Origin of the sequence: Burkholderia sp. WP9, from assembly GCF_900104795.1 — a bacterium.
Classification (GTDB): Bacteria; Pseudomonadota; Gammaproteobacteria; order Burkholderiales; family Burkholderiaceae; genus Paraburkholderia.
In genome coordinates, this window is sequence record NZ_FNTG01000001.1 from 2,532,826 (window position 1) to 2,552,044 (window position 19,219).

The window sequence follows — 19,219 nt, forward strand, 5'->3', positions numbered from 1 at the left end:
CCTGTCCTTGAAGTCATAGTGGTCGGTCAGTGTCGCCCTTGAGCGACGCTGCACCAATGTGCCGCGTATTGCTAGTGTTGAACGCGGTCGCCGCGACTCATGGCAAATGGCGCGGAACATTCCAACGGCAGCACGAAGACATGCCCACACATGGCCGGCGCTGCGGGGGCGGGCGGAAACACAAACCATGAGCCGTTGTCATGCCGGAAGAACACGATCGTCAGCGGCCCGCTCGAAGTGCAACCTTCCAGTCGCACATAGCGACCGTGCGTTGCGAGCAACCGGCCAATCTGCGTCACCCGCGCGGGCATCGAACGCGTTGGCGCAAGCCATTTATCCACGAGAGATCGCAAGGAAAGGCTGTCGGCATTCATGTCGTGCTCCTGAATTCCAGTTGGGCTGAGGAGGACATTCGCTCCACAGGTCCGTGAATTCAGTATTGGATAGGCACTCACGAAGTTAAATCAGAGCAGCCCGAGAATGACGTAGCCGAACATCGTGCGTTGTAGGGGTTCGCCTACGTCGCACTTGCCATGTGGCGCGCGTGACTGAGCCAGGCGCCCGCGCGAAGCTCGCCGCTCGCAGCGGGTTTTTCGCGCGTTGCGTCGCCGGGTACCCCTCTCAGCAAAATCGATAGAACAATGGCACTATTGTCGCCACCTCGTTAGGTTTCCTCTCAGCCAATCATTGATCAGGAGAGATCGATGGCCGACAGACCAACTTCCAGTGCGTCCACATTCCGTTCGCTGGTCCTGATTGCAATCGTCGTGGCCGCACTGGTCGCGGCCTTCGCCTTCACGGCCGGCTGGCTCTCGCCGGGACGCCTGACGCCCGCAAAGATCGTCAACGGATTAGCGCCGCCGGGCGGCGCGGCTCTCGGCTTCCGGCGCAATCACGCCAAGGGCATCTGCTTCACCGGCACCTTCGACTCGAATGGCGCGGCTGCGGCCTTGTCCAAGGCCCCGATGCTCGCGTCCGGCTCCTATCCGGTCACGGGACGTTTCAACCTCGCTACGGCCGATCCCAAGGCCCCGGACGCCACCGTTCGGGTGCGCGGCCTGAGTCTGCGCATCGTCGCACCGGATGGCAGCGAATGGCGTACGGCAATGATCGACGCTCCCGTCTTCCCGGTCGCCACGCCGCAGGCCTTTTACGGCCTGCTTCAAGCCTCGGCCGACAAGAGCGACCCGGACGCCATGAAGAATTTTGCCGCCGCGCATCCGGAGTTCGGTGCTTTTGTCGCGTGGGCCGGCAGCGCGCCTTGGACGGGCTCTTATGCGCAGGAGCGGTATAACAGTCTCAATAGCTTTATCTTCACCAACGCCGCAGACCAGGACCAGGCCGTGCGCTGGTCGTTCGTGCCCGCCGCGCAACCCGAGACCGTGCCCGCCGACCAGTTGAAGGCGCGCGCCGCCGACTTCCTCGCCGCGGATATTACGCAGCGGGTACACAGCGCGCCGCAACGCTGGACGATGGTCGTCACGGTCGCCAACCCCGGTGACCCGACCGCGGACCCCAGCAAGGCCTGGCCTGAAGATCGCCATAAAGTCGAGGCCGGCACGCTGGTGGTCAACGCCATCGAACCCGAGGCTGACGGGCCATGTCGCGATCTCAACTTCGATCCCACCGTGCTGCCGTCAGGCATGCATGTGTCGGACGACCCGTTTCCCGCCGCGCGCTCGGCCGCCTATTCCGTATCGTTCAACCGGCGGACCGCCGAGGAGAAGGACTATCCGCGCCATCCGGCGGAAGGAGCCACGCAATGACCCCGATCCACGATCGCTTTACACCACTGCAGCGCGCTCTTCACTGGCTCATGGCAATTTGCATTCTGGCGATGCTATTTATCGGTGTCGGGATGGTGTCCACCATTCGCCCGGATTATCTTTCGCTGGTGTCCATCCACAAGCCGCTGGGTATCGTGATTCTTGTGCTGGCGCTGATTCGCCTGGTGGTGAGATTCGTGCGTGGCGCGCCGCCGCTGCCGGCGTCGATGCCGGAACCGATGAAACTCGCCGCCCGCCTGTCGCATCTCGCGTTCTACCTGCTGATGATCGGGCTTCCGCTGATCGGATGGGGCATGCTGTCGGCCGCGGACTATCCCGTCGTGGTGTTCGGGATACATCTGCCCTCCTTCCTGCCGCATAGCGATGCGTTGCACACGCTGCTGTGGAACGCGCACAGAACGCTCGCGCTGTGTTTCTTTGCGCTGATCGTGCTTCATCTGGCAGCGGCGCTTCTGCACGCGCTGGTCAGGCGTGACGGTGTTTTCCAGGCGATGGCGCCCTGGCGTTGAGGGCCGCCAACGCAGGTCAGCTTTGGTCGGCGAGCCCCCGGCTCAGTGCGCACCAGCGGCCGCGGCACTCCCGCCACCACCCTTGCCGGGTTTCGTCAACCAGATCAGTGGAATGATCGCGATGAAGATTACTGCCGAGAGCCAGAAGATGTCATTGAGACCGAGCATCGCCGCCTGGCCGTTGAGCGAGTTCTCAAACGCCGCCAGCGCTTGTTGCGTGCTGCCGCCAAGCATGCCGTGCAGCGAGTCGAGCCCTCCCACGAAGGTCGGATTGTTGACGCTGCTCTGCTCGGCAAGGCGTGCATGGTGAAGGATCGTGCGATCGTTCCAACCCGTGCTGAACAATGACGTGCCCACGGCGCCCGCAAAAACCCGGGCGAAATTCGACAAACCGGCAGCCGCGGGAATTTTGTCCGCGGGCAGGCCGGACAGAATGATCGAAGTCAGCGGCACGAAGAAGAGCGCGGTGGGAATGCCTTGCAGCAAGGTAGGAATTACGAGCGTGAACGTATCGACACCGGTCGTATAGCGCGAGCGCATGAAGAACACGGCCGCGAAACCGAGAAACGCGAGCGTGGCGAGCACGCGGGCGTCGGACTTCGGCATGATTCTGGCCATCACCGGTGCGAGCAGCACGGCGAAGATACCGAGCGGCGCGGTGACGAGCCCGGCATCCACCGAGCGGTAGCTCAGATACTCCTGCATCCATTGCGGCAACAGAACCAGGTTCGAGAAAAACACCGCATACGCGACCGAGATCGCCACCGTGCCGCCCAGGAAGTTGCGCCCGGCGAAGAGCCTCAAATCGACGATCGGATTCTTCTCGGTCAACTCCCAGATCAGGAAGAACACGAAACTGACCAGCGAGAACACGGTCAACGCAATGATGACCGGCGAGTTGAACCAGTCGAGATCCTTGCCTTTGTCGAGCATCACCTGCAACGAGCCGACCCAGGCGATTAGCGAGAGCAGTCCGACCTTATCGATCGGCAGACGCATGGTCGGCGTTTCACGATCGCGGTAGATCGCCCACGTCACGCCGGCGGCGAACAGCCCCACCGGGATATTGATGTAGAAGATCCACGACCAGGAGTAGCTGTCCGTGATCCAGCCGCCCAGCGCCGGGCCGGCAATCGGGCCGACGGTGGCGGTCATCGCCCATAACGCGAGCGCGGTCGAACTCTTTTCCTTCGGATACGAACCGAGCAGGATCGCCTGCGACAGTGGAATCAGCGGGCCCGCCACCGCGCCCTGGACGATCCGCGCGGCGAGCAGCACCGGCAGATTCGGCGCAATACCGCACAACCAGGACGACAGCACGAACAACAGGATCGCCCCGACAAACAGCTTGATCTGCCCGACGCGCCGCGTGAGCCAGCCGGTCAGCGGAATTGAAATGGCATTGGCGGCGGCGAACAGCGTGATCACCCATGTACCTTCGTCCACCGACACCCCGAGGTTGCCCGCGATGGTCGGAATCGCGACGTTGGCGATCGACGAGTCCAGCACGTTCATGAAAGTGGCCAACGCCACCGCGAGCGTCGCCAGCGCCAGCTTGCCGCCCGTCAGCGGCGCAAGTGAAGCGGGATTGGATTGATTCATTTCATCACCCATCTTGAGATGCGAGGATCAGGGTCGCCGCCAGCTATCTGACCAGTCAGCTAATTCGATAAAAAAATTTGCGCGCTTACTGCTTTCAGCCGGCATGGCGTGACGCGTCGCGGTGCGCGACGGTCTTTTGCGGCGCGGCTGATGCGGCGACGCGCGAGGCCGGCATGTTCTGCGCGATGATCTGGGCGATCTCCGCATCGGCAGCCGCACCATACTGGGCGAACACATCCGTGCGATACGTCGTGTTCGTGGCCGCGGCGAGTTGGGTGCCCGACTCGTCATGGGTATCCACATCGACCTGCATCGACAGACCGATCCGCAACGGATGCGCATCGAGTTCACGCTGATCGAGCAGCACGCGCACCGGCAGGCGCTGCACCACCTTGATCCAGTTGCCGGTGGCGTTCTGCGCCGGCAGCACCGCGAAGGCGGCGCCCGTGCCGGCCGAAAAGCCCTCTATCCTGCCGTGGTATTCGACGCTGGAGCCGTAGACATCCGCCGTGAGCGTGACCGGCTGGCCGATCCGCATGTGCGTGAGCTGGCCTTCCTTGAAGTTCGCGTCCACCCAGACTCCGTTGAGCGGCACGATGGCCATCAGCGGCGTGCCGGGCGCAACGCGCTGGCCCACTTGTACCGAACGCCGCGCGACATAACCGGTGACCGGCGCGGGCAAGGTATTGCGCGCATAGTTCAGGTAGGCGTCCCGTACCTTCGATGCCGCAGCCTGCACGTTTGGATGCTGTTCGATCGTGGTGCGGTCCGTCAGCGCGTGATTCGCTTCGGCCTGTTGGCGGGCGGCGTCGAGCGCGGCTTGAGCAGAGCTGACGGCGTCGCGGGCATGGGCGATGTCTTCGCCCGACACTGCGCCGGTTCCCGCAATCGCCTGACGGCGTTTCAGGTCGTCGTTGGCGCGAAGCAGATCGGCCTCGCGCTGCGCGATATTTGCCGCGTAGAAATCGTTGTTCACGTACAGCCCGCTCACCTGCCGAACTGTCTGACCGAGCGTCGCCTCCGCGTTCGACAGCGCGATCTTTGCGTCGGCGGCGTCCAGCGTCACCACCGGGTCGCCCTGCTTGACGACCTGCGTATCGTCGGCGTTGACTGCGACCACCGTGCCGCTAACCTGCGGCGTCAATTGCACGAGATTGCCGCTCACGTACGCGTCGTCGGTGGACTGGTAGAAGCGCGCCACCGTGAAATAGTAAGCGCCATAGCCAGCGCCTGACACGACAACGGCGGCCGCAAGGAGCGCCAGCATCAGCTTGCGCTTGCGGGGCTTTTCAACCTCGACGGGTTCTGCTTGCGCCGTAGTGCGCTCGGCGGCGGTCGTATCGCTCATTTCAATCACTCCTGGCAGTATATGAAGGGGTCGCGACAGTCGCATTAGCGCGCGGCGACGACTGGGCTGATCTGTGTTGCGGTTGCGTTTGCGTTTGTGTTTGTGTTGGCGCTCGAGCTTGCGTTCGGGTTTCCTGGGCTGGCGGCAGCGGTGTCGACATACCCGCCTCCGAGTGCCGCAGCCAACGCGATCTGCTGATCGCGGCGGTTCATCTTCAGGTTGGCGACCGCCTGGTCGGCGGCGAGCGCGTTGGTATCGGCGTTCAGCACCGTGAGCTGGTTCGTGAGGCCGGCCTTGTATTGCGTGAGCGCCAACTGGTCGGCACTGCGCGCCGCTTCCTGGGCGGCCTGCGCATCGCCGAGCTGGACGTCGGTCGAACGGATCTCGGCGAACTGCGTGGCAACTTCCGACAGCGCCGTAACGAGCGTCTGGTTGTAACCGGCCACCGCATTGTCGAAGTCCGCGTATCGCCCTTTCAGTTGCGCCCGCAGTTCGCCACCGTCGAAGATCGGCAGATGGATCGCCGGGCCCGCGCTGACGGTGCGGCTCGCAGCGGTCAGAAAGCGGCCGAAACCGAAGGCATCGAGCCCAATCGCGGCGCTCAGGTTGATGTCGGGGTAGAACTCGGCCTTCGCTTCCTTCACGTCGTGCGTGAACGCATCGACACGCCAGCGGGCCGCGACAAGATCCGGGCGGCGGCTCACCAGGTCGGCCGGCACGTTATCGGGCAACCGCACCTCGTCGCCGATACCGAGTGCAGGCCGGGCGATCGACAGGCCACGGTCCGGTCCCGCGCCGAGGAGCGCGGCCAGCTGATAGCGCGTCGTGACAATGCTGCCGTCGAGCGAAGCCAGCGCGGCCCGGCTGCTGGCCAGATTGGCCTGCGCGGTCTTGCGCTCCACTTCGGTATCCAGCCCGCTGGCGATACGGCCGGCCGTGATGCGGTCGATCTGTTCGCGCTGCCCGACTTCCTGTTGCGCAATGTCATGCAATGCGTACAGGCGGGCGAGCTGGTTGTAGTTGCGGGCGATAGCCGAGGTGAGCGTCAGCTTGACGACCTCGGCATCCGCCTCGCTCGCCTGCAACTGCGACATGGCAGCCTTGAGCGCCTCGCGATTCTTGCCCCACAGATCGAGGTCGTAGGAGGCCGACAGCAGCCCCTTGTTTTCCGATTGCCACGAGCCGGCATACGGCGGCGGGACCAGAGCGTTACCCGAATACTGCTGGCGCGTGAACGAGTAGCTGGCGCCGACATTCGGCAGCGTGCTCGCCTTCGCCGTCTCCGTATAAGCGGCGGCGGCCGCCACACGGGCGCGCGCCTGAGCGAGCGACGGACTGCCTTCCAGGGCTTCTGCCAACAGGGCTTTCAACTGCGCGTCGCCAAACTGGTCGGCCCAATCGGCGGCCGGCCAATGTCCGTCGTCCGACGGAATGCTCTGCTGGGTAGCGAGCGTTTGCGGCGGCGTCATTTGCTTGTCGCTCGTAATGCCGGCGTAGTTCGCGCACGCCGACAACACGGCGGCGAACATCACGGAAACGCTAGCCTTCGCCACTCGCCTGCCGAGCGCCATTCCATTTAATTGCGATTTCATTTTCTGACCTGTCAGATATATAGGTAAAAAAAATGCCGCTCAGTCCTCAAGGAATTTGTTAAGCAGGCGGCCCAGCTCGATGAACTCTTGCTTCGTAAAGTGCTTCAGACGACCATTCAGGACGCCAGGTGCGATTTCCGGCAGTTGTGCGGCGACCTGCTTGCCTTTCTTCGTCAGCGTCAGGTTGACTACCCGGCGATCTTCCAGGCTGCGCGAGCGTTCGAGCAAGCCCTTGTCTTCCAGCTTGTCGAGCAAACGCGTCATCAAGCCGGTATCGACGCCCAGCAACTTCGACAACTCAAACGGCGTGGAAGCGACCCCGCCATTGAGCGACAACAGGATGCCCATTTGCGGGGAGGTGATATCCAGGTCCTTCAAGGCATTGTCCATTTCCGCCACCAGAACGTTGCGGGCTTTGGTGAGCGCAAGGCCAATGCTCTGCTCCGCCCGGAAGTTGTCCTTCGTGTAGTGGTTCATCTTGCGCTCCTCAATCGACAGACTCAACACTATCTGCAACGTCAGATACTGTCAACTGGAGTGCGGAAATATTTTTTGGGGGGTCAATCCGGGGCAAAGAGTCCTGAAGCGGGCGTTTCTCCGTACGAATCCGCCTCGCGGGTTTGGCAGTCGCAATAGAAGCGAGCACGAAGCGCCGCACGGCAGCGAGCCTGCCAAGGTGGGCGGCACTTCGGTCGACACACGCTGTGGCTATAGATGCAACCTCATCTGTTCCGCAAAGGCGCGAATGACGTCTTCGTTTCGCGACAGAAACATCCACTGACCAACCCGGGTCGACACCAGCAGTTTCGCCGCGACCAATGCCGCAACGTGCGCCGAGACGGTCGATTGAGATAGCCCACTGCGCGCGAGGATTGCGTTCGCCGGCACCCCGCAATCGAGATCGATGTAGCCTTGCGCGAAGTATTCGCGGGGGGCCTTTAGCCACCGCAAAATCTCGCGCCGGAACGGGTTTGCAAGTGCCTTATGAATCAAATTCTCGTTAACCATAGCTTTCGAAAAACGCCTCGATAGAAGCTGCTCAACCAGGCGACGGGTAGGGACGAAATGCTTCACCTATCGCGATCGCGGCCAAGGTCGTGTCACGCCTTGGAATACCGGCGCCCTTTTCGTTAGAACATGTCCGCAGCACTTTTTCGTCCTACGCTCTGAATGGGTGTCCCCTCCCCGGTTCGAGACGGGATAAAGGGACCGGTATTCATCGTCGCGTAGCTTTGCCCCGGACCTACGATCGGAAACACATCGGCGTTCTCGTCGATCATCACCTCCAGGAAGGCCGGTCCCTTAAATCTAACGAACGCCCGCAACGCGTGCTCGAGTTCGGACAGCGCCTCGACGCGACGGGCAAACTCGAATCCATCGGCCTGTGCCGCCATCACGAAGTCCTTGCGATAGAGCGCCTTGTCGCTGACAAACATTCGCCCGTCGTAAAAGAGACGCTGCCACTGCCGGATCATTCCGTCACCGCGATTGTTGAGCAGCAGTACCTTGACGGGAATGCCGTACGTGCTTGCCGTCTCCAGTTCGCCGACATTCATCCGGATGCTTCCATCGCCGTCGATGTCGATCACGAGCGCATCCGGTCGCGCCAGTTGCGCACCAATCGCCGCGGGCAGCCCAAAACCCATCGTCCCCATGCTTCCCGATGTCAGGAAGCTTCGAGGCTCGACGAACTCGAAAAACTGCGCGGCCCACATCTGATGCTGGCCGACGCCCGTGCTGATGATCGCTCGTCCGCCGGTGATTTCGCTGAGCTTTTCGATAACCCATTGCGGTTGAATCGCAAGGTTCTTGCGGTCGTAGTTCATTCCGAAGGTCTGCTTCAACGCCATCACATGGTCGAGCCAGCCAGAAGACGACTGCTTCGCCGGACTGTGCTCGAGCAAAGACAGCAAGGCATCTTTAGCATCGCCCACGTGAGTCCAGTGCGCACGCTTGACCTTGTTGATCTCCGCCTCGTCGATATCGATATGCGCGACATGGCGCGCACCGGGAGCGAATGAGTCAGGCCGTCCACCGGCGACGCGATCATCGAATCGGGCGCCCACAGCAATGAGAAAATCGCAGTCTTCAACGGCGTAGTTCGCGCAGGCGGCCCCATGCATGCCGAGCATGCCGAGACACAGCGGGTGTTTTGCAGATATGGCGCCAAGACCCATGAGTGTCGTCACGACTGGAATGCCGTGGCGCTCGGCGAACTCCGTTAGCACCGCAGTCGCACGCCCCGTGATCACGCCGCCGCCGACATAAAGCAGCGGCCGCTCACTCTGCCGCAGAAGATCAAAAAAGTCGGCAGCTTTGGTCTTTTCCAACCGTGCGCCTTTAGCCACCATGCGCAGCCGATCGGAGTAGCCGCGAAAATGCAGTGTGCCTCGCCCATGATAGGGCCCCGTCCAGTTCTGGATGTCTTTAGGCACGTCCACCACGACCGGACCCGGCCGGCCGGTGCGGGCAACTTCGAATGCGGTTCGCAGTGTTGGCTCGAGCTTCAACGGATCGGTGACGAGAAACACCTGCTTCGCGCACGCCGACATGATGTTGAAGACGGGCGCCTCCTGAAACGCGTCGCTCCCGATCGCGGCACGTGGCACCTGCCCGCAGATGAGCACGACAGGCACCGAATCGCCGTTACAGTCGGCGATCGGCGTCACTGCGTTTGTCGCACCCGGCCCCGACGTCACCATGAACACGCCGACTTTTCCGCTGGCTCGCGCATAACCTGCCGCCATAAAGCCCGCGGCCTGTTCATTGGCAGGTACGACAAACTTGATCTGACGCTCCACATGGGCCGCGTTCATTTCATTGTAGCGAAACACCGCGTCGTAGGTCGGCAAGATCGCCCCGCCGCTATATCCAAAGAGTGTGTCGACGCCCTGCTCGGCGAGCACGCGCAGAATGATGTCCGCGCCCGACAGCGTTTCGGTCGCATTCGCCGACGTCAGATCGGCGTGTGAAGTAATGATTGGGTTTCGGCTCATGGTTCGCTCGCGGGCAAATCGGCGCTGACAGGAGCAGCAGCCAGAATCAAAGAACAACTTCCTTTCCAGTTGGCGCTCATTCGCGGCGCCTCGACAATGACTTCGTAATGCTTCTGGCGAACTCTTCGCCAAGGTCTTCCCTGACCAGGTCCAAGGCCACCTGAATACCGTCACTTACGCCACATGACGAGTACAGATTGCCGTCCTTCAGACAACCTTGATCGCTCGCGACGTGTACGAACGGATGCTCGATGGCCAGACGCTGCGCGTCGCGCCAATGCGTGGTCAACAAACGATGATCAGCAAGGCCGGCGCGCGCGATCAGAAACGCCCCGTTGGACACGGATGCGAGCCTTCGCACTCCGCGTCCGGCATTCCTGAGCCAATCCACCAATTCACGATGTTCCAGGCTCGACCCGAGAACCGGACAACCGGGGACCACGACAATGTCGAAAGCAGCATGTGCATCCAGCAGGCTCTCCGTCGTGCGGACTGCTACCCCGCTCGAACACATGACGGGCCCCGGCGACGGTCCCACGAGATGCTGCTCGTACAACGTTGCACCGCACAGACGGTTCGCTTCGTGAAAGATATCCATCGGCCCCGTCACTTCGAGCAGCCGGAATCCGGCGTACAGCATCATCGCGACATGCATGCTCCGTTACTCCGTGAATTCACTGAACATAAGCGCCGCGCATCCCGCCGCGTCAGGCCCGGCGAGGCGTGCGAAGTATGGCGTTCCTTCAGCGTGACAAATCCGTCCATGGCTGCCTGTTTTCCCGGCGGCGTGCCCTTCGTCAGGCTGGTGAACCAGTCTAATGAGCCGGCACGGCAGAGGAAACACGTGCTTGTCGCCATGCTGGGCCAATCCACGTGAGATTTGGGCCAACCGCGCCAACGTGGTGATGTTGTCGCTCGTATTGCGTTATGTTGCGCTGCGTCCGGAGGGTCCATGGCCGTTTGGCATTGCTCGAACCCGGTTGTTTTGTAACCTGGACGCAAAAGTGAGTTACCGCCCTGTGCATCCCTGTTTTCCGCCTGTTGCGTTAAGCTCGGTTACCGCTCGTCAGTAGAGGCTGAGAGGCTTGGCCCGCTCTTTCAGGTAAAGCCAATCGAATCGCAGGTATCGGAGACGGGCCTACTCACTCCATGAAGGTCACGGCATGAAAGTCGCCATTGTCATATTCGATGGTGTTCAGGCGCTCGACGTTGCGGGCCCTCTCGACGTGTTCGCGGAAGCCAACACGATCCTCCCCGAACAACAGAGATATGAAGTCTCCCTGGTGGGTCTTCAGGCCGGCGGCGTGACCTGCTCGAACGGAATGCAGCTCTACGTACCGTTCGGCTATATGGACCTCGACACGCAATGGGATCTGCTTCTGATCGCAGGAGGTCCCCAATTGCCCAATGCTCAGCCTTCCAGTGACTTTCTGGCGTGGCTGCAGAGTCAGGCACGCGACGCGACGCGGTTTGGCTCTGTCTGCAATGGAGCATTCGTGCTTGCGCATGCGGGACTGCTGGACGGCAAGGAAGTGACGACGCATTGGGCGGACGCGGGCCGTCTCGCTAATGAATTTCCGCAGGCTTGTGTGCAGCCCGACAAGATCTTCGTTCGAGACGGACGCCTCTTTACGTCGGCAGGCGTGACGTCCGGCATCGATCTGTGCCTGTCGCTAGTCGCGGAAGACTGGGGACACGAGCTGGCGGTGCGTGTCGCGAAACGCCTCGTGGTTTATATCCAGCGGGAAGGCGGCCAGTCTCAGTACAGTCCATACATTGGCACCGGCCGGGACGAAGATCCGATTATCGGCAAAGTGCACCGGTATGTGACCGAGCATATAGCCGATGCGCTATCCATCGAACAACTCGCGAGCGCGGTTGCCGTGAGCCGGCGGACCTTCTCCAGATTATTTGCGAAGCATGCAAAGGTGACGCCGTCCGTATTTGTCGAGCAGGTTCGCGTCGACACGGCGAGGAAGTTGCTCGAAGACTCGGATGCCCCGCTGAAGACCGTCGCATTCAAATGCGGCTTCCGTAGCGCCACGCATATGCGCACCACCTTCTCCCGGCGGCTCGCGGTGACACCGAAACAATATCGGCAGCGATTTCGCGGCGAGACAGCCACGCAGCGATGGGGAACCAACGGTGCCGACAAGCAGGTCCCTTTTCAAGGACTGTCTCATTCGTGACCGACGGCGGCTACCCTCAGGCTCTTCCCGATCTCCTTGAACCAGGCTTGACGCTAGTTTTCTGCGGAATCAATCCAGGCATTCGTGCGGCATCCACGGGTCACCACTTTGCAGGCCGAGGCAATCGCTTCTGGCGGGTCATGCATCTCGCAGGCTTCACTCCCGAACAGATTCAGCCCGAAGACGACTCCACGGTTCTTCGATATGGCTACGGTCTCACCACGGTGGTTTCACGTCCGACGGCGCGTGCCGACGAGCTTGTGCGAACGGAGATCGAACTGGCCGGCGATGGTTTCCGGCGGAAGGTCGAACGGTACGCGCCACGGCACGTCGCTTTCCTAGGAAAGATGGCGCTTGCCGCGATCTCCGGCAGACGCTCTATCGATTGGGGGCGACAAACAGAGCCATTCGGCGGCGCATGCGCGTGGGTATTGCCCAATCCGAGCGGACTGAACAGGGGCTTCGACCTTGATGCACTCGTGTCCGCTTACCGGGAAGTTCGTATCGCAGTCACGTCCACGCCTTGAAGGTGCGTGTTGTTGCGTAAGGTCTCCGTAACGAAATCCACGAACGCGCGAATCTTGCCGCTGCTGCTTCGCCGCTCGACATGAAGCAGGCTCACCGGGATCGACTCGGGTTCGAATGACGTCAGGACAGGTTGGAGCTTGCCTTCGAGCACCTCGGGAGCCGCCTGATACGACAGCAACTGGATTATCCCCACACCTTCGACGGCCGCGAGAACGGCAGCGGGGCCAAGGTCGACGATCATCCGCGGCCGGAATCTGACGGGCAATCTCGAACCATTTTCGTTGAACACCCACTCGAGTGGAAGCGAGACGCCGGTGAAAGACACACAGTGGTGATGGGTCAGATCTCTGGGGTGAAGAGGTTCCCCATGCCTCGCCAGATAAGAGGGCGCGGCATACGTGCAACGCCGCACGAATCCCAAAGGTATGGCGAATGTCGAGGAGTCCCCAAGGTGGCCGACGCGAATCGCAATATCCACCCCCTCCTCCAGGAGCCGCGTAGTTCGATCGACGTACACGGCATTGATGTTGACGTCCGGATAACGCAGTGCGAAGGCGTTGACCAGAGGAGCGACATAGCGCTGGCCAAACAGCACCGGCGCGGAGACGGTCAACGTACCGACGGGATTGAGCTGGTCGGCTGCGATGATCGATTCCGCGTCCGTGATGGTGTCCAGCACCTTCCTGCAGGCTTCAAGGTATGTCATGCCCGCATCGGTCGGACGAACCGAGCGGGTCGTGCGGGCGAGCAGGTGCGTGCCGAGACGCGCTTCCAGCGCACTGACCGCTCGCGAAACCGCTGCGGCTGACATGCTGAATTTTTCGGCCGCACCGGTAAAGCTGCCTCGATCGACGATGGCAACGAATACCTCCATCTCACGCAATCTTTCCATTCCGCTTCCTACCCTTGTCACCACGCCAACACGTCGTGATTCTATGCGCTGTGATCCGCATAGTAACGAGCCGCGTCGCCGAATGGCTCAAAGACGACACAAATTGTCCAAGGCCAGATTTTTTCCACATTTGAAAAAACGCCCGCTCATATTTTCCATACCGAATCAATCGCCTCACCGCTTCGAAAGAGACTCTTTCAGGCAGTGAGGGTTATCCGGCGATTCATTGCCGATTGGCAAAAATCGCCAATTCATTGGCCCAATACTCAACTAGCCTGGACTCCGATTAATCGGCCTATCCTGCACAATGACTGCACGCGCCTGCTATCTGCAATGCCGCAACGAATCAGCCAAAGGCGCCCGCGGCGCGCATTCCATTCGACACGTCGCGTCGTATTGCCAACTCAATGTAAGAGGTCCTCATGTTCTCCGCAATGCTTGAAGTCAACCCGAAACCCGAACAGTTCGACGCCTACCTCGGCATGGCCAAAATGTTGCGGCCTGAACTCGAGAAGATCGAAGGGTTTATCGATAACAACCGCTATGCGAGTCTCACGCGCGAAGGATGGCTTCTTTCGCTGTCGAGCTGGCGCGACGAGAAATCGCTCGTGCGCTGGCGCACCACGACGGCGCACCACAAGATACAACAAGCCGCGCGTGACCGCGTATTTGCCGACTACCGCTTGCGCATTGGCCAGGTAGTCAGCGATAACCAGCTGCCCGCCGGACAGGTGTTGCGCGAGCAGCGCCTGGATGTCACTGAAGCGGGCAGTGGCACCGCAGTGACGCTGCTCGATGCGAAGTGCTCGCCGGCGTGGCTCAAGCAGACCGGCGCAGAAGGAGTGGCGAAGTCGCTTGGCGTCGATACGAACGCGCCCGGCCTCGTTTCATGGGACGTATTCGACGCACTGATGACACCCGGCGACGTGATCGTGGTGGTGACTTGGCAAGACCAGGCGGCGGTTGAAGCATTCGAACGCGCTGCGCAAACGGCGGATGGTTCGCGCCGGCGGAGTATCCGTATTGTCCGCGAATACGGCATGTTCGATCGCCGCGAAGCGCCGCAATACTTTGAAGAGGTACAGCGTAAGCCGTGAGGATTGGATTCGTTTGAGCGCGGGTCCTGGCATCTTCTCTCTCATACCAGTTCCGGCGCCAATCCTTAGATAGCCTATCGAACATGAGCAGCAACGAGGCCCCTATGACTACTGGCAATCCTTCGAGCATTGAGGCGCACGCACCGATCGTCGAGCGGTCGCAAGCGCCCGCCGCCGTGCCCGGGACAGCGGCTCCTGCGCAGCCGACGCCCCGTCAATCCGCGCTTTCGCTTCGACTCGCCACCGGCCTCGTCGGCATGCTGCTCGCGTCGCTGCTGGCTATTCTCAACGAGCAGGTCACTGCCGTGTCGATGGCGGATATCCAGGGCGCGCTTTCGATCGGTCACGACGACGGCACCTGGCTGACCGCCCTGTTCGAAGCGGCTAACGTGGCTACGATGGTGTTCGCTCCGTGGTTCGGAATCACCTTCACGCTCAAGCGGTTTACGATCGCCGCGGTGATCGCCACGATGTTCCTCGGCATCCTTTGCCCCTTTGCACCGAACCTGCTCTCGCTCTATGTGTTGCGCGTTCTTCAGGGGATGGCCGGCGGATGCCTTCCCCCGATGTTGATCATCGTGGCGCTGCGCTATCTTCCGCCGAAAGTAAAACTATACGGACTCGCCGGGTACGCGCTCACGGCCACCTTCGGACCGGCGCTCGGCACACCGCTCGCGGCTTTGTGGACCGAGTACGTCGGCTGGCAAATGGCCTTCTGGCAAATCGTGCCGCTTGGCATCGTCAGCTGCGTGGCGATCCAGCAAGGGCTTCCGGCGGATCCGCTCAAACTCGAACGACTCGGCGCATTCAACTGGACCGGCTTTCTGACGGGATTCCCGGCCGTCGCCATGCTCGTGATCGGCCTTCTACAAGGTGATCGTCTCGATTGGCTCGACTCCGGGTTCATTCGCGTGATGTTTATTGGCGGGGCGCTGTTGTTCGCCACATTCCTTGTCAACGAGTGGTTTCACCCGCTGCCTTTCTTCAAGCTGCAATTGCTGTCGCGCAGAAACTTCGCGCATGGACTGACGACACTCCTGGGCGCGGTCATACTGCTGGTCGGCGTGGCGGCCATCCCCGGCCAATATCTCGCCAGGGTTCACGCCTACCGGCCGCTGCAGACCGCCCCCTTGTCGTTGCTGGTCGCGCTCCCGCTGTTGATCGCGCTGCCTCTGACGGCTGCCGTCCTGAACCTGCGGCGGGTCGACCACCGCTGGGTCATGGCCATTGGCTTGTCTCTCATGATCACCACGTGCCTGATGGGTAGTTTCATCACGTCCGAGTGGATCCGCGACAACTTCTACTGGTTTCAATCCATACAGATCGTCGCGCAGCCCATGGTGATCCTCGCGATCCTGATGGGCGTCACGACGGGCCTGGCGCCGACCGACGGTCCATTCGCTTCAGCCATGTTCAACTCGCTCAAGACATTTTCCGCCGCCGTGGCGACGGCGCTCATCGAAGGGTTGGGCACGCATCGCGAACGTCTTCACTCGAACATGCTCGTGGACCATTTAGGCAACCACGCGCTCGTGACCAGCCAGAGTGTCGACGCGACTCACAGTCTCGGCGAACTCGCTCACCGGATCCACGAGCAGGCAGTGGTACTGACCTCGGCGGATCTCTATCGCGTGATGGCTGGTGTGGCCATCGCGCTTCTTTTCCTCGTGCCAGTGTTGCCCGTGCGTATTTACCCGCCGTGGAGCACTACGCCGCCCTCTTCCCATTAAGGGCCGATATCATGTCAACCATTGCTCGATCTCCCCTCAAAATCGTTCGTATCGCCGCGCTGGTCGTCGCGGTCGGCGTAGGCGCATGGGCTTGCTCAAGCCTGTCAGGTGGCTCGAATACCGAATCCACCAACGACGCTTATGTCGAGGCCGATTTCACCCTCGTGGCGCCGCGTATCGCCGGCCAGATATCCGACGTATTCGTCAACGACAACCAGGCAGTCAAAGCGGGGCAATTGCTGGTCCGTATCGACGACCGCGACTTCCGGGCCGCTTTGATGAGTGCGGAGGCAGACGTGGCCGCGGCACAGGCCGCCGTCGCGAACTACGACGCCGAGATCGCGCGGCAGCCCTCGCTCGTCGAGCAGGCGCGCGCAACGCTCAAGGCCGACGACGCGTCGATCGAATTCGCACGGGCCAACGCCGCGCGGTACCAGAACCTCTCGGAAGCCGGTGCGGGGACTGCGCAGGAACAACAGCACACGTCGAGCGCGCTCGCCGAGCAACTCGCGCACGAGGCGCACGATCGGGCCGTGCTGGCATCGACCGAGCAGAACCTGGACGTGCTGCGCACCCAGCGCGATAAGGCAGCCGGCGCGCTTGCACGCGCCGGGGCGGCGCTCGAGCAGGCAAAGCTCAACCTGTCGTATACGGAGATTCATGCGCCGGTGGACGGCAAGGTCGGACGGCGTTCCGCGCGAGTCGGCGCATTCGTGACGCCAGGCGCGACGATTCTCGCGATCGTGCCACTTTCCGACGCCTACGTTGTCGCCAACTTCCAGGAAAACCAGATCACCCACATGCGGCCCGGCGAAAGTGTGCGGATCAAGGTCGACAGCTTTCCTGGCGTTGTGATCCGCGGCCGTGTCGATAGTCTTGCTCCCGCAACCGGTGTGAGCTTTGCGCCGATCGCACCCGATAACGCGACGGGCAACTTCACCAAGGTGGTCCAACGCGTGCCTGTCAAGATCTCCATCGACCGAGGCCAGGAGGCGGCGTCCGCGCTGAGCGTGGGGCTGTCTGTCGAAACGGAAGTCGCCGTCGGTCAGCACGCCGACACGTTGGCGGAGGCGGGAGATAGAAAATGAATGCGAGCGACTTTTCCTTCCGCGTGTTGGCGCTGGAGATACTGGCGTGTCTGGTGATAGCGGGTTGCACCGTTGGACCGGATTTCGAACGTCCAAAGGCGTCGACGCCCGCGCAGGTCTTTGAGCGCACCCAATCCGCGCAAGCCTCGAGCAAGGCCGTCGAGGCCGGATTCAATCCCGATTGGTGGACGCTGTTCAACGACCCCACGCTGAACACGCTCGAACAGAAACTGGCCGATGCGAACCTCGATGTGGCCGCGGCGTCGGCACGCCTTCGGCAAAGCCGGGCCGAACAGCGCGTTGCGGGGGCAGCGGAATATCCGACGCTAGACGGTGCAGCCTCGTACAACCGCGAACGCGGAAGTCCGAATGGCATTCTGTCGCTGCTCGGCGTCAGCCCGACCCAATCCCAGCCGCAATCCGCTTCGGGCAGCGCGCCGCTTGGCGTGGCGCCGCTGCCGGGCTCCAAAGGTTCGCCGGCATACAACCTCTATCAAGCCGGTTTCGACGCGTCCTGGGAAATCGATATCTGGGGCGGAGTTCGACGCGGTGTCGAAGCCGCGTCCGCGCTGGCGGATGCTTCTTATCAGGACCGGAACGCAATTTTGCTGTCTGCTCGTGCTGAACTCGCGCGAGACTATATCGAGTTGCGCGACACCCAGTCGCTGCTGCGGATCGCGAGACAGAATCTGGAGATTGCTCGCAACGCCACGAAGCTCACTCAAGTACGCGCGCATGAAGGCGTGACGACGGATCTCGACGTGGCCAACGCATCCGCGCAGGTGGCGTCGATCGAAAGTCTGATTCCGACACTCGAGTCGCGAAGCGAGACCACGATCAACGCGATTGGCGTATTGCTCGGCGAGGAGCCAGGCGCGCTTCGGCAAACGCTCGCCGAACCGCGCGACGTGCCCGATTTGCCGCTACAGGTGCCGATCGGCTTTCCGTCTGAACTGGTGCAACGCAGACCAGACATCGGCAAGGCGGAGGCGCAGTTGCATGCGGCCACGGCGTCGATCGGCATGGCAAAAGCCGACTTCTATCCGCGCATATCGCTGAATGGCAGCGCGGGCTTTCAGAGTCTTCAGCTTTCGAGTCTTGCCAACTGGGCGTCCGGACAGTTTGTTGTCGGCCCCTCCATTACGATGCCGATCTTCGAGGGCGGCCGCCTCAAGGGAACACTGAACCTGCGCGAGGCACAACAACAGGAAGCCGCGGTCGCATACAAACACACCGTGCTCAACGCCTGGCGCGAAGTGGACGATGCGCTTGTCGTCTACGATGCCGAGCAGCTGCGCCGCGACAAACTGACGACGGTGGTTGCGCTCAACCAGCGCGCGCTTTCGATAGCGCAGCAGCGCTACAAGGCCGGGGCGCTCGACTATCTCGACGTGCTGAACGTGCAGAAGCAACTGCTCGACGGCGAGAGCAACCTGGAACAAAGCAAGGCGAGCGCAGCCGCGAACCTGATCACCCTCTGCAAAGCGCTGGGCGGCGGCTGGGAGTCCACTTACGCCAACCCCCAGGCGTCGCGTTGATTGGAGCGCGGCCGACTGCTGAGTGATGAGCGTCGGCCTGGCGTGTTCTCACTGCGCGCCTGTGCAGAGCCGAAGCGTCGCATCGGGCGAGATTGAACGCCGTTTCTGGCGGTTCGATCTCGCGTCGAACCAGCTCGACCTTGCACACATACGAGATTCTGGAAGCCCTGGCGTCGTGGCCGGGAACCAACGAAGAGTGTCCCAAAACCATCACAGTTGAAGCGTCGGAAAGGACCCGCAAAACATAGACTGTGTTTACCAGCAGTCAGGAGACTGCTGGTCCTGGCGGGCACAGGGACCTGGTGGCATGAGTCACGGGGTCT

Annotated in this window: 16 protein-coding genes; 8 read left to right on the forward strand and 8 right to left on the reverse strand. The window is 61.6% G+C overall.

Annotated elements, in window-relative coordinates:
• Window positions 1–704 precede the first annotated feature (704 nt).
• A complete protein-coding gene (locus tag BLW71_RS11270; RefSeq protein WP_091796381.1) occupies window positions 705–1,766 on the forward strand; it encodes a catalase family peroxidase in 1,062 nt (353 codons plus the stop codon).
• Complete coding sequence (locus tag BLW71_RS11275) at window positions 1,763–2,296, forward strand: cytochrome b (protein ID WP_091796383.1); 534 nt, start codon at window positions 1,763–1,765, stop codon at window positions 2,294–2,296. The genes BLW71_RS11270 and BLW71_RS11275 overlap by 4 nt, the downstream gene beginning before the upstream one ends.
• A 42-nt stretch (window positions 2,297–2,338) precedes the next feature.
• Here BLW71_RS11275 and BLW71_RS11280 read toward each other — a convergent pair whose 3' ends face one another.
• The 7 genes from BLW71_RS11280 to BLW71_RS11310 form a co-directional block, all read right to left on the reverse strand.
• On the reverse strand, window positions 2,339–3,898 hold the full coding sequence (locus BLW71_RS11280; RefSeq protein ID WP_091800719.1) for a DHA2 family efflux MFS transporter permease subunit: 1,560 nt from the start codon (window positions 3,896–3,898) through the stop codon (window positions 2,339–2,341).
• Between the two features lie 94 nt (window positions 3,899–3,992).
• Window positions 3,993–5,246, reverse strand: coding sequence for an HlyD family secretion protein (locus tag BLW71_RS11285; protein WP_091796385.1), 1,254 nt, complete (start codon window positions 5,244–5,246; stop codon window positions 3,993–3,995).
• 44 nt (window positions 5,247–5,290) lie between these two features.
• Window positions 5,291–6,838 (reverse strand): efflux transporter outer membrane subunit, encoded by a 1,548-nt coding sequence (locus BLW71_RS11290; protein ID WP_091796387.1) that lies wholly within the window; start codon window positions 6,836–6,838, stop codon window positions 5,291–5,293.
• A 39-nt stretch (window positions 6,839–6,877) separates the two neighbouring features.
• Complete coding sequence (locus BLW71_RS11295) at window positions 6,878–7,315, reverse strand: MarR family winged helix-turn-helix transcriptional regulator (RefSeq protein WP_091796389.1); 438 nt, start codon at window positions 7,313–7,315, stop codon at window positions 6,878–6,880.
• Between the two features lie 231 nt (window positions 7,316–7,546).
• Entirely contained in the window at window positions 7,547–7,846 is a 300-nt protein-coding gene (locus BLW71_RS11300; protein WP_091796391.1) for an ArsR/SmtB family transcription factor, read from the reverse strand.
• A gap of 122 nt (window positions 7,847–7,968) precedes the next feature.
• A complete protein-coding gene (gene ilvB, locus BLW71_RS11305; protein WP_091796393.1) occupies window positions 7,969–9,834 on the reverse strand; it encodes a biosynthetic-type acetolactate synthase large subunit in 1,866 nt (621 codons plus the stop codon).
• A 76-nt stretch (window positions 9,835–9,910) separates the two neighbouring features.
• Window positions 9,911–10,489, reverse strand: coding sequence for an AraC family transcriptional regulator (locus tag BLW71_RS11310; protein ID WP_091796395.1), 579 nt, complete (start codon window positions 10,487–10,489; stop codon window positions 9,911–9,913).
• A 508-nt stretch (window positions 10,490–10,997) separates the two neighbouring features.
• On the opposite strand from BLW71_RS11310, the gene BLW71_RS11315 reads away from it, so the two are divergent.
• Together BLW71_RS11315 and mug are read left to right on the forward strand one after the other, a co-directional pair.
• Window positions 10,998–12,023 (forward strand): GlxA family transcriptional regulator, encoded by a 1,026-nt coding sequence (locus BLW71_RS11315; protein ID WP_091796397.1) that lies wholly within the window; start codon window positions 10,998–11,000, stop codon window positions 12,021–12,023.
• Window positions 12,020–12,550 carry a G/U mismatch-specific DNA glycosylase gene (gene mug / locus BLW71_RS11320; protein ID WP_286161976.1) on the forward strand — a complete coding sequence of 177 codons (531 nt, stop codon included), beginning with the start codon at window positions 12,020–12,022 and terminating at the stop codon, window positions 12,548–12,550. Before BLW71_RS11315 ends, mug begins: the two co-directional genes overlap by 4 nt.
• Here mug and BLW71_RS11325 read toward each other — a convergent pair.
• Window positions 12,511–13,443 (reverse strand): LysR family transcriptional regulator, encoded by a 933-nt coding sequence (locus BLW71_RS11325; RefSeq protein ID WP_091796401.1) that lies wholly within the window; start codon window positions 13,441–13,443, stop codon window positions 12,511–12,513. The genes mug and BLW71_RS11325 overlap by 40 nt on opposite strands.
• Window positions 13,444–13,865: 422 nt before the next feature.
• Here BLW71_RS11325 and BLW71_RS11330 point away from each other — a divergent pair, with 422 nt between their 5' ends.
• The 4 genes from BLW71_RS11330 to BLW71_RS11345 all read left to right on the forward strand — a co-directional run bounded on the left by BLW71_RS11330 (window position 13,866) and on the right by BLW71_RS11345 (window position 18,896).
• Complete coding sequence (locus tag BLW71_RS11330) at window positions 13,866–14,540, forward strand: antibiotic biosynthesis monooxygenase family protein (RefSeq protein WP_091796403.1); 675 nt, start codon at window positions 13,866–13,868, stop codon at window positions 14,538–14,540.
• Window positions 14,541–14,644: 104 nt separating this feature from the next.
• Window positions 14,645–16,270 (forward strand): MFS transporter, encoded by a 1,626-nt coding sequence (locus tag BLW71_RS11335; protein WP_091796405.1) that lies wholly within the window; start codon window positions 14,645–14,647, stop codon window positions 16,268–16,270.
• Between the two features lie 11 nt (window positions 16,271–16,281).
• Window positions 16,282–17,358 carry an HlyD family secretion protein gene (locus BLW71_RS11340; RefSeq protein ID WP_091796407.1) on the forward strand — a complete coding sequence of 359 codons (1,077 nt, stop codon included), beginning with the start codon at window positions 16,282–16,284 and terminating at the stop codon, window positions 17,356–17,358.
• A complete protein-coding gene (locus BLW71_RS11345; RefSeq protein WP_091796409.1) occupies window positions 17,355–18,896 on the forward strand; it encodes an efflux transporter outer membrane subunit in 1,542 nt (513 codons plus the stop codon). Before BLW71_RS11340 ends, BLW71_RS11345 begins: the two co-directional genes overlap by 4 nt.
• Window positions 18,897–19,219: the final 323 nt, after the last annotated feature.

Excerpts from the sequence above, each read along its gene's own strand:
- BLW71_RS11310 (WP_091796395.1), bottom strand. The coding sequence starts at position 10,489 with ATGCATGTCGCGATGATGCTGTACGCCGGATTCCGGCTGCTCGAAGTG.
- BLW71_RS11280 (WP_091800719.1), bottom strand. The coding sequence starts at position 3,898 with ATGAATCAATCCAATCCCGCTTCACTTGCGCCGCTGACGGGCGGCAAG.
- BLW71_RS11330 (WP_091796403.1), top strand. The coding sequence starts at position 13,866 with ATGTTCTCCGCAATGCTTGAAGTCAACCCGAAACCCGAACAGTTCGAC.
- BLW71_RS11275 (WP_091796383.1), top strand. The coding sequence starts at position 1,763 with ATGACCCCGATCCACGATCGCTTTACACCACTGCAGCGCGCTCTTCAC.
- BLW71_RS11340 (WP_091796407.1), top strand. The coding sequence starts at position 16,282 with ATGTCAACCATTGCTCGATCTCCCCTCAAAATCGTTCGTATCGCCGCG.
- ilvB (WP_091796393.1), bottom strand. The coding sequence starts at position 9,834 with ATGAGCCGAAACCCAATCATTACTTCACACGCCGATCTGACGTCGGCG.
- BLW71_RS11315 (WP_091796397.1), top strand. The coding sequence starts at position 10,998 with ATGAAAGTCGCCATTGTCATATTCGATGGTGTTCAGGCGCTCGACGTT.
- BLW71_RS11345 (WP_091796409.1), top strand. The coding sequence starts at position 17,355 with ATGAATGCGAGCGACTTTTCCTTCCGCGTGTTGGCGCTGGAGATACTG.
- BLW71_RS11325 (WP_091796401.1), bottom strand. The coding sequence starts at position 13,443 with ATGGAAAGATTGCGTGAGATGGAGGTATTCGTTGCCATCGTCGATCGA.
- BLW71_RS11270 (WP_091796381.1), top strand. The coding sequence starts at position 705 with ATGGCCGACAGACCAACTTCCAGTGCGTCCACATTCCGTTCGCTGGTC.
- BLW71_RS11285 (WP_091796385.1), bottom strand. The coding sequence starts at position 5,246 with ATGAGCGATACGACCGCCGCCGAGCGCACTACGGCGCAAGCAGAACCC.
- BLW71_RS11290 (WP_091796387.1), bottom strand. The coding sequence starts at position 6,838 with ATGAAATCGCAATTAAATGGAATGGCGCTCGGCAGGCGAGTGGCGAAG.
- BLW71_RS11335 (WP_091796405.1), top strand. The coding sequence starts at position 14,645 with ATGACTACTGGCAATCCTTCGAGCATTGAGGCGCACGCACCGATCGTC.
- BLW71_RS11295 (WP_091796389.1), bottom strand. The coding sequence starts at position 7,315 with ATGAACCACTACACGAAGGACAACTTCCGGGCGGAGCAGAGCATTGGC.
- BLW71_RS11300 (WP_091796391.1), bottom strand. The coding sequence starts at position 7,846 with ATGGTTAACGAGAATTTGATTCATAAGGCACTTGCAAACCCGTTCCGG.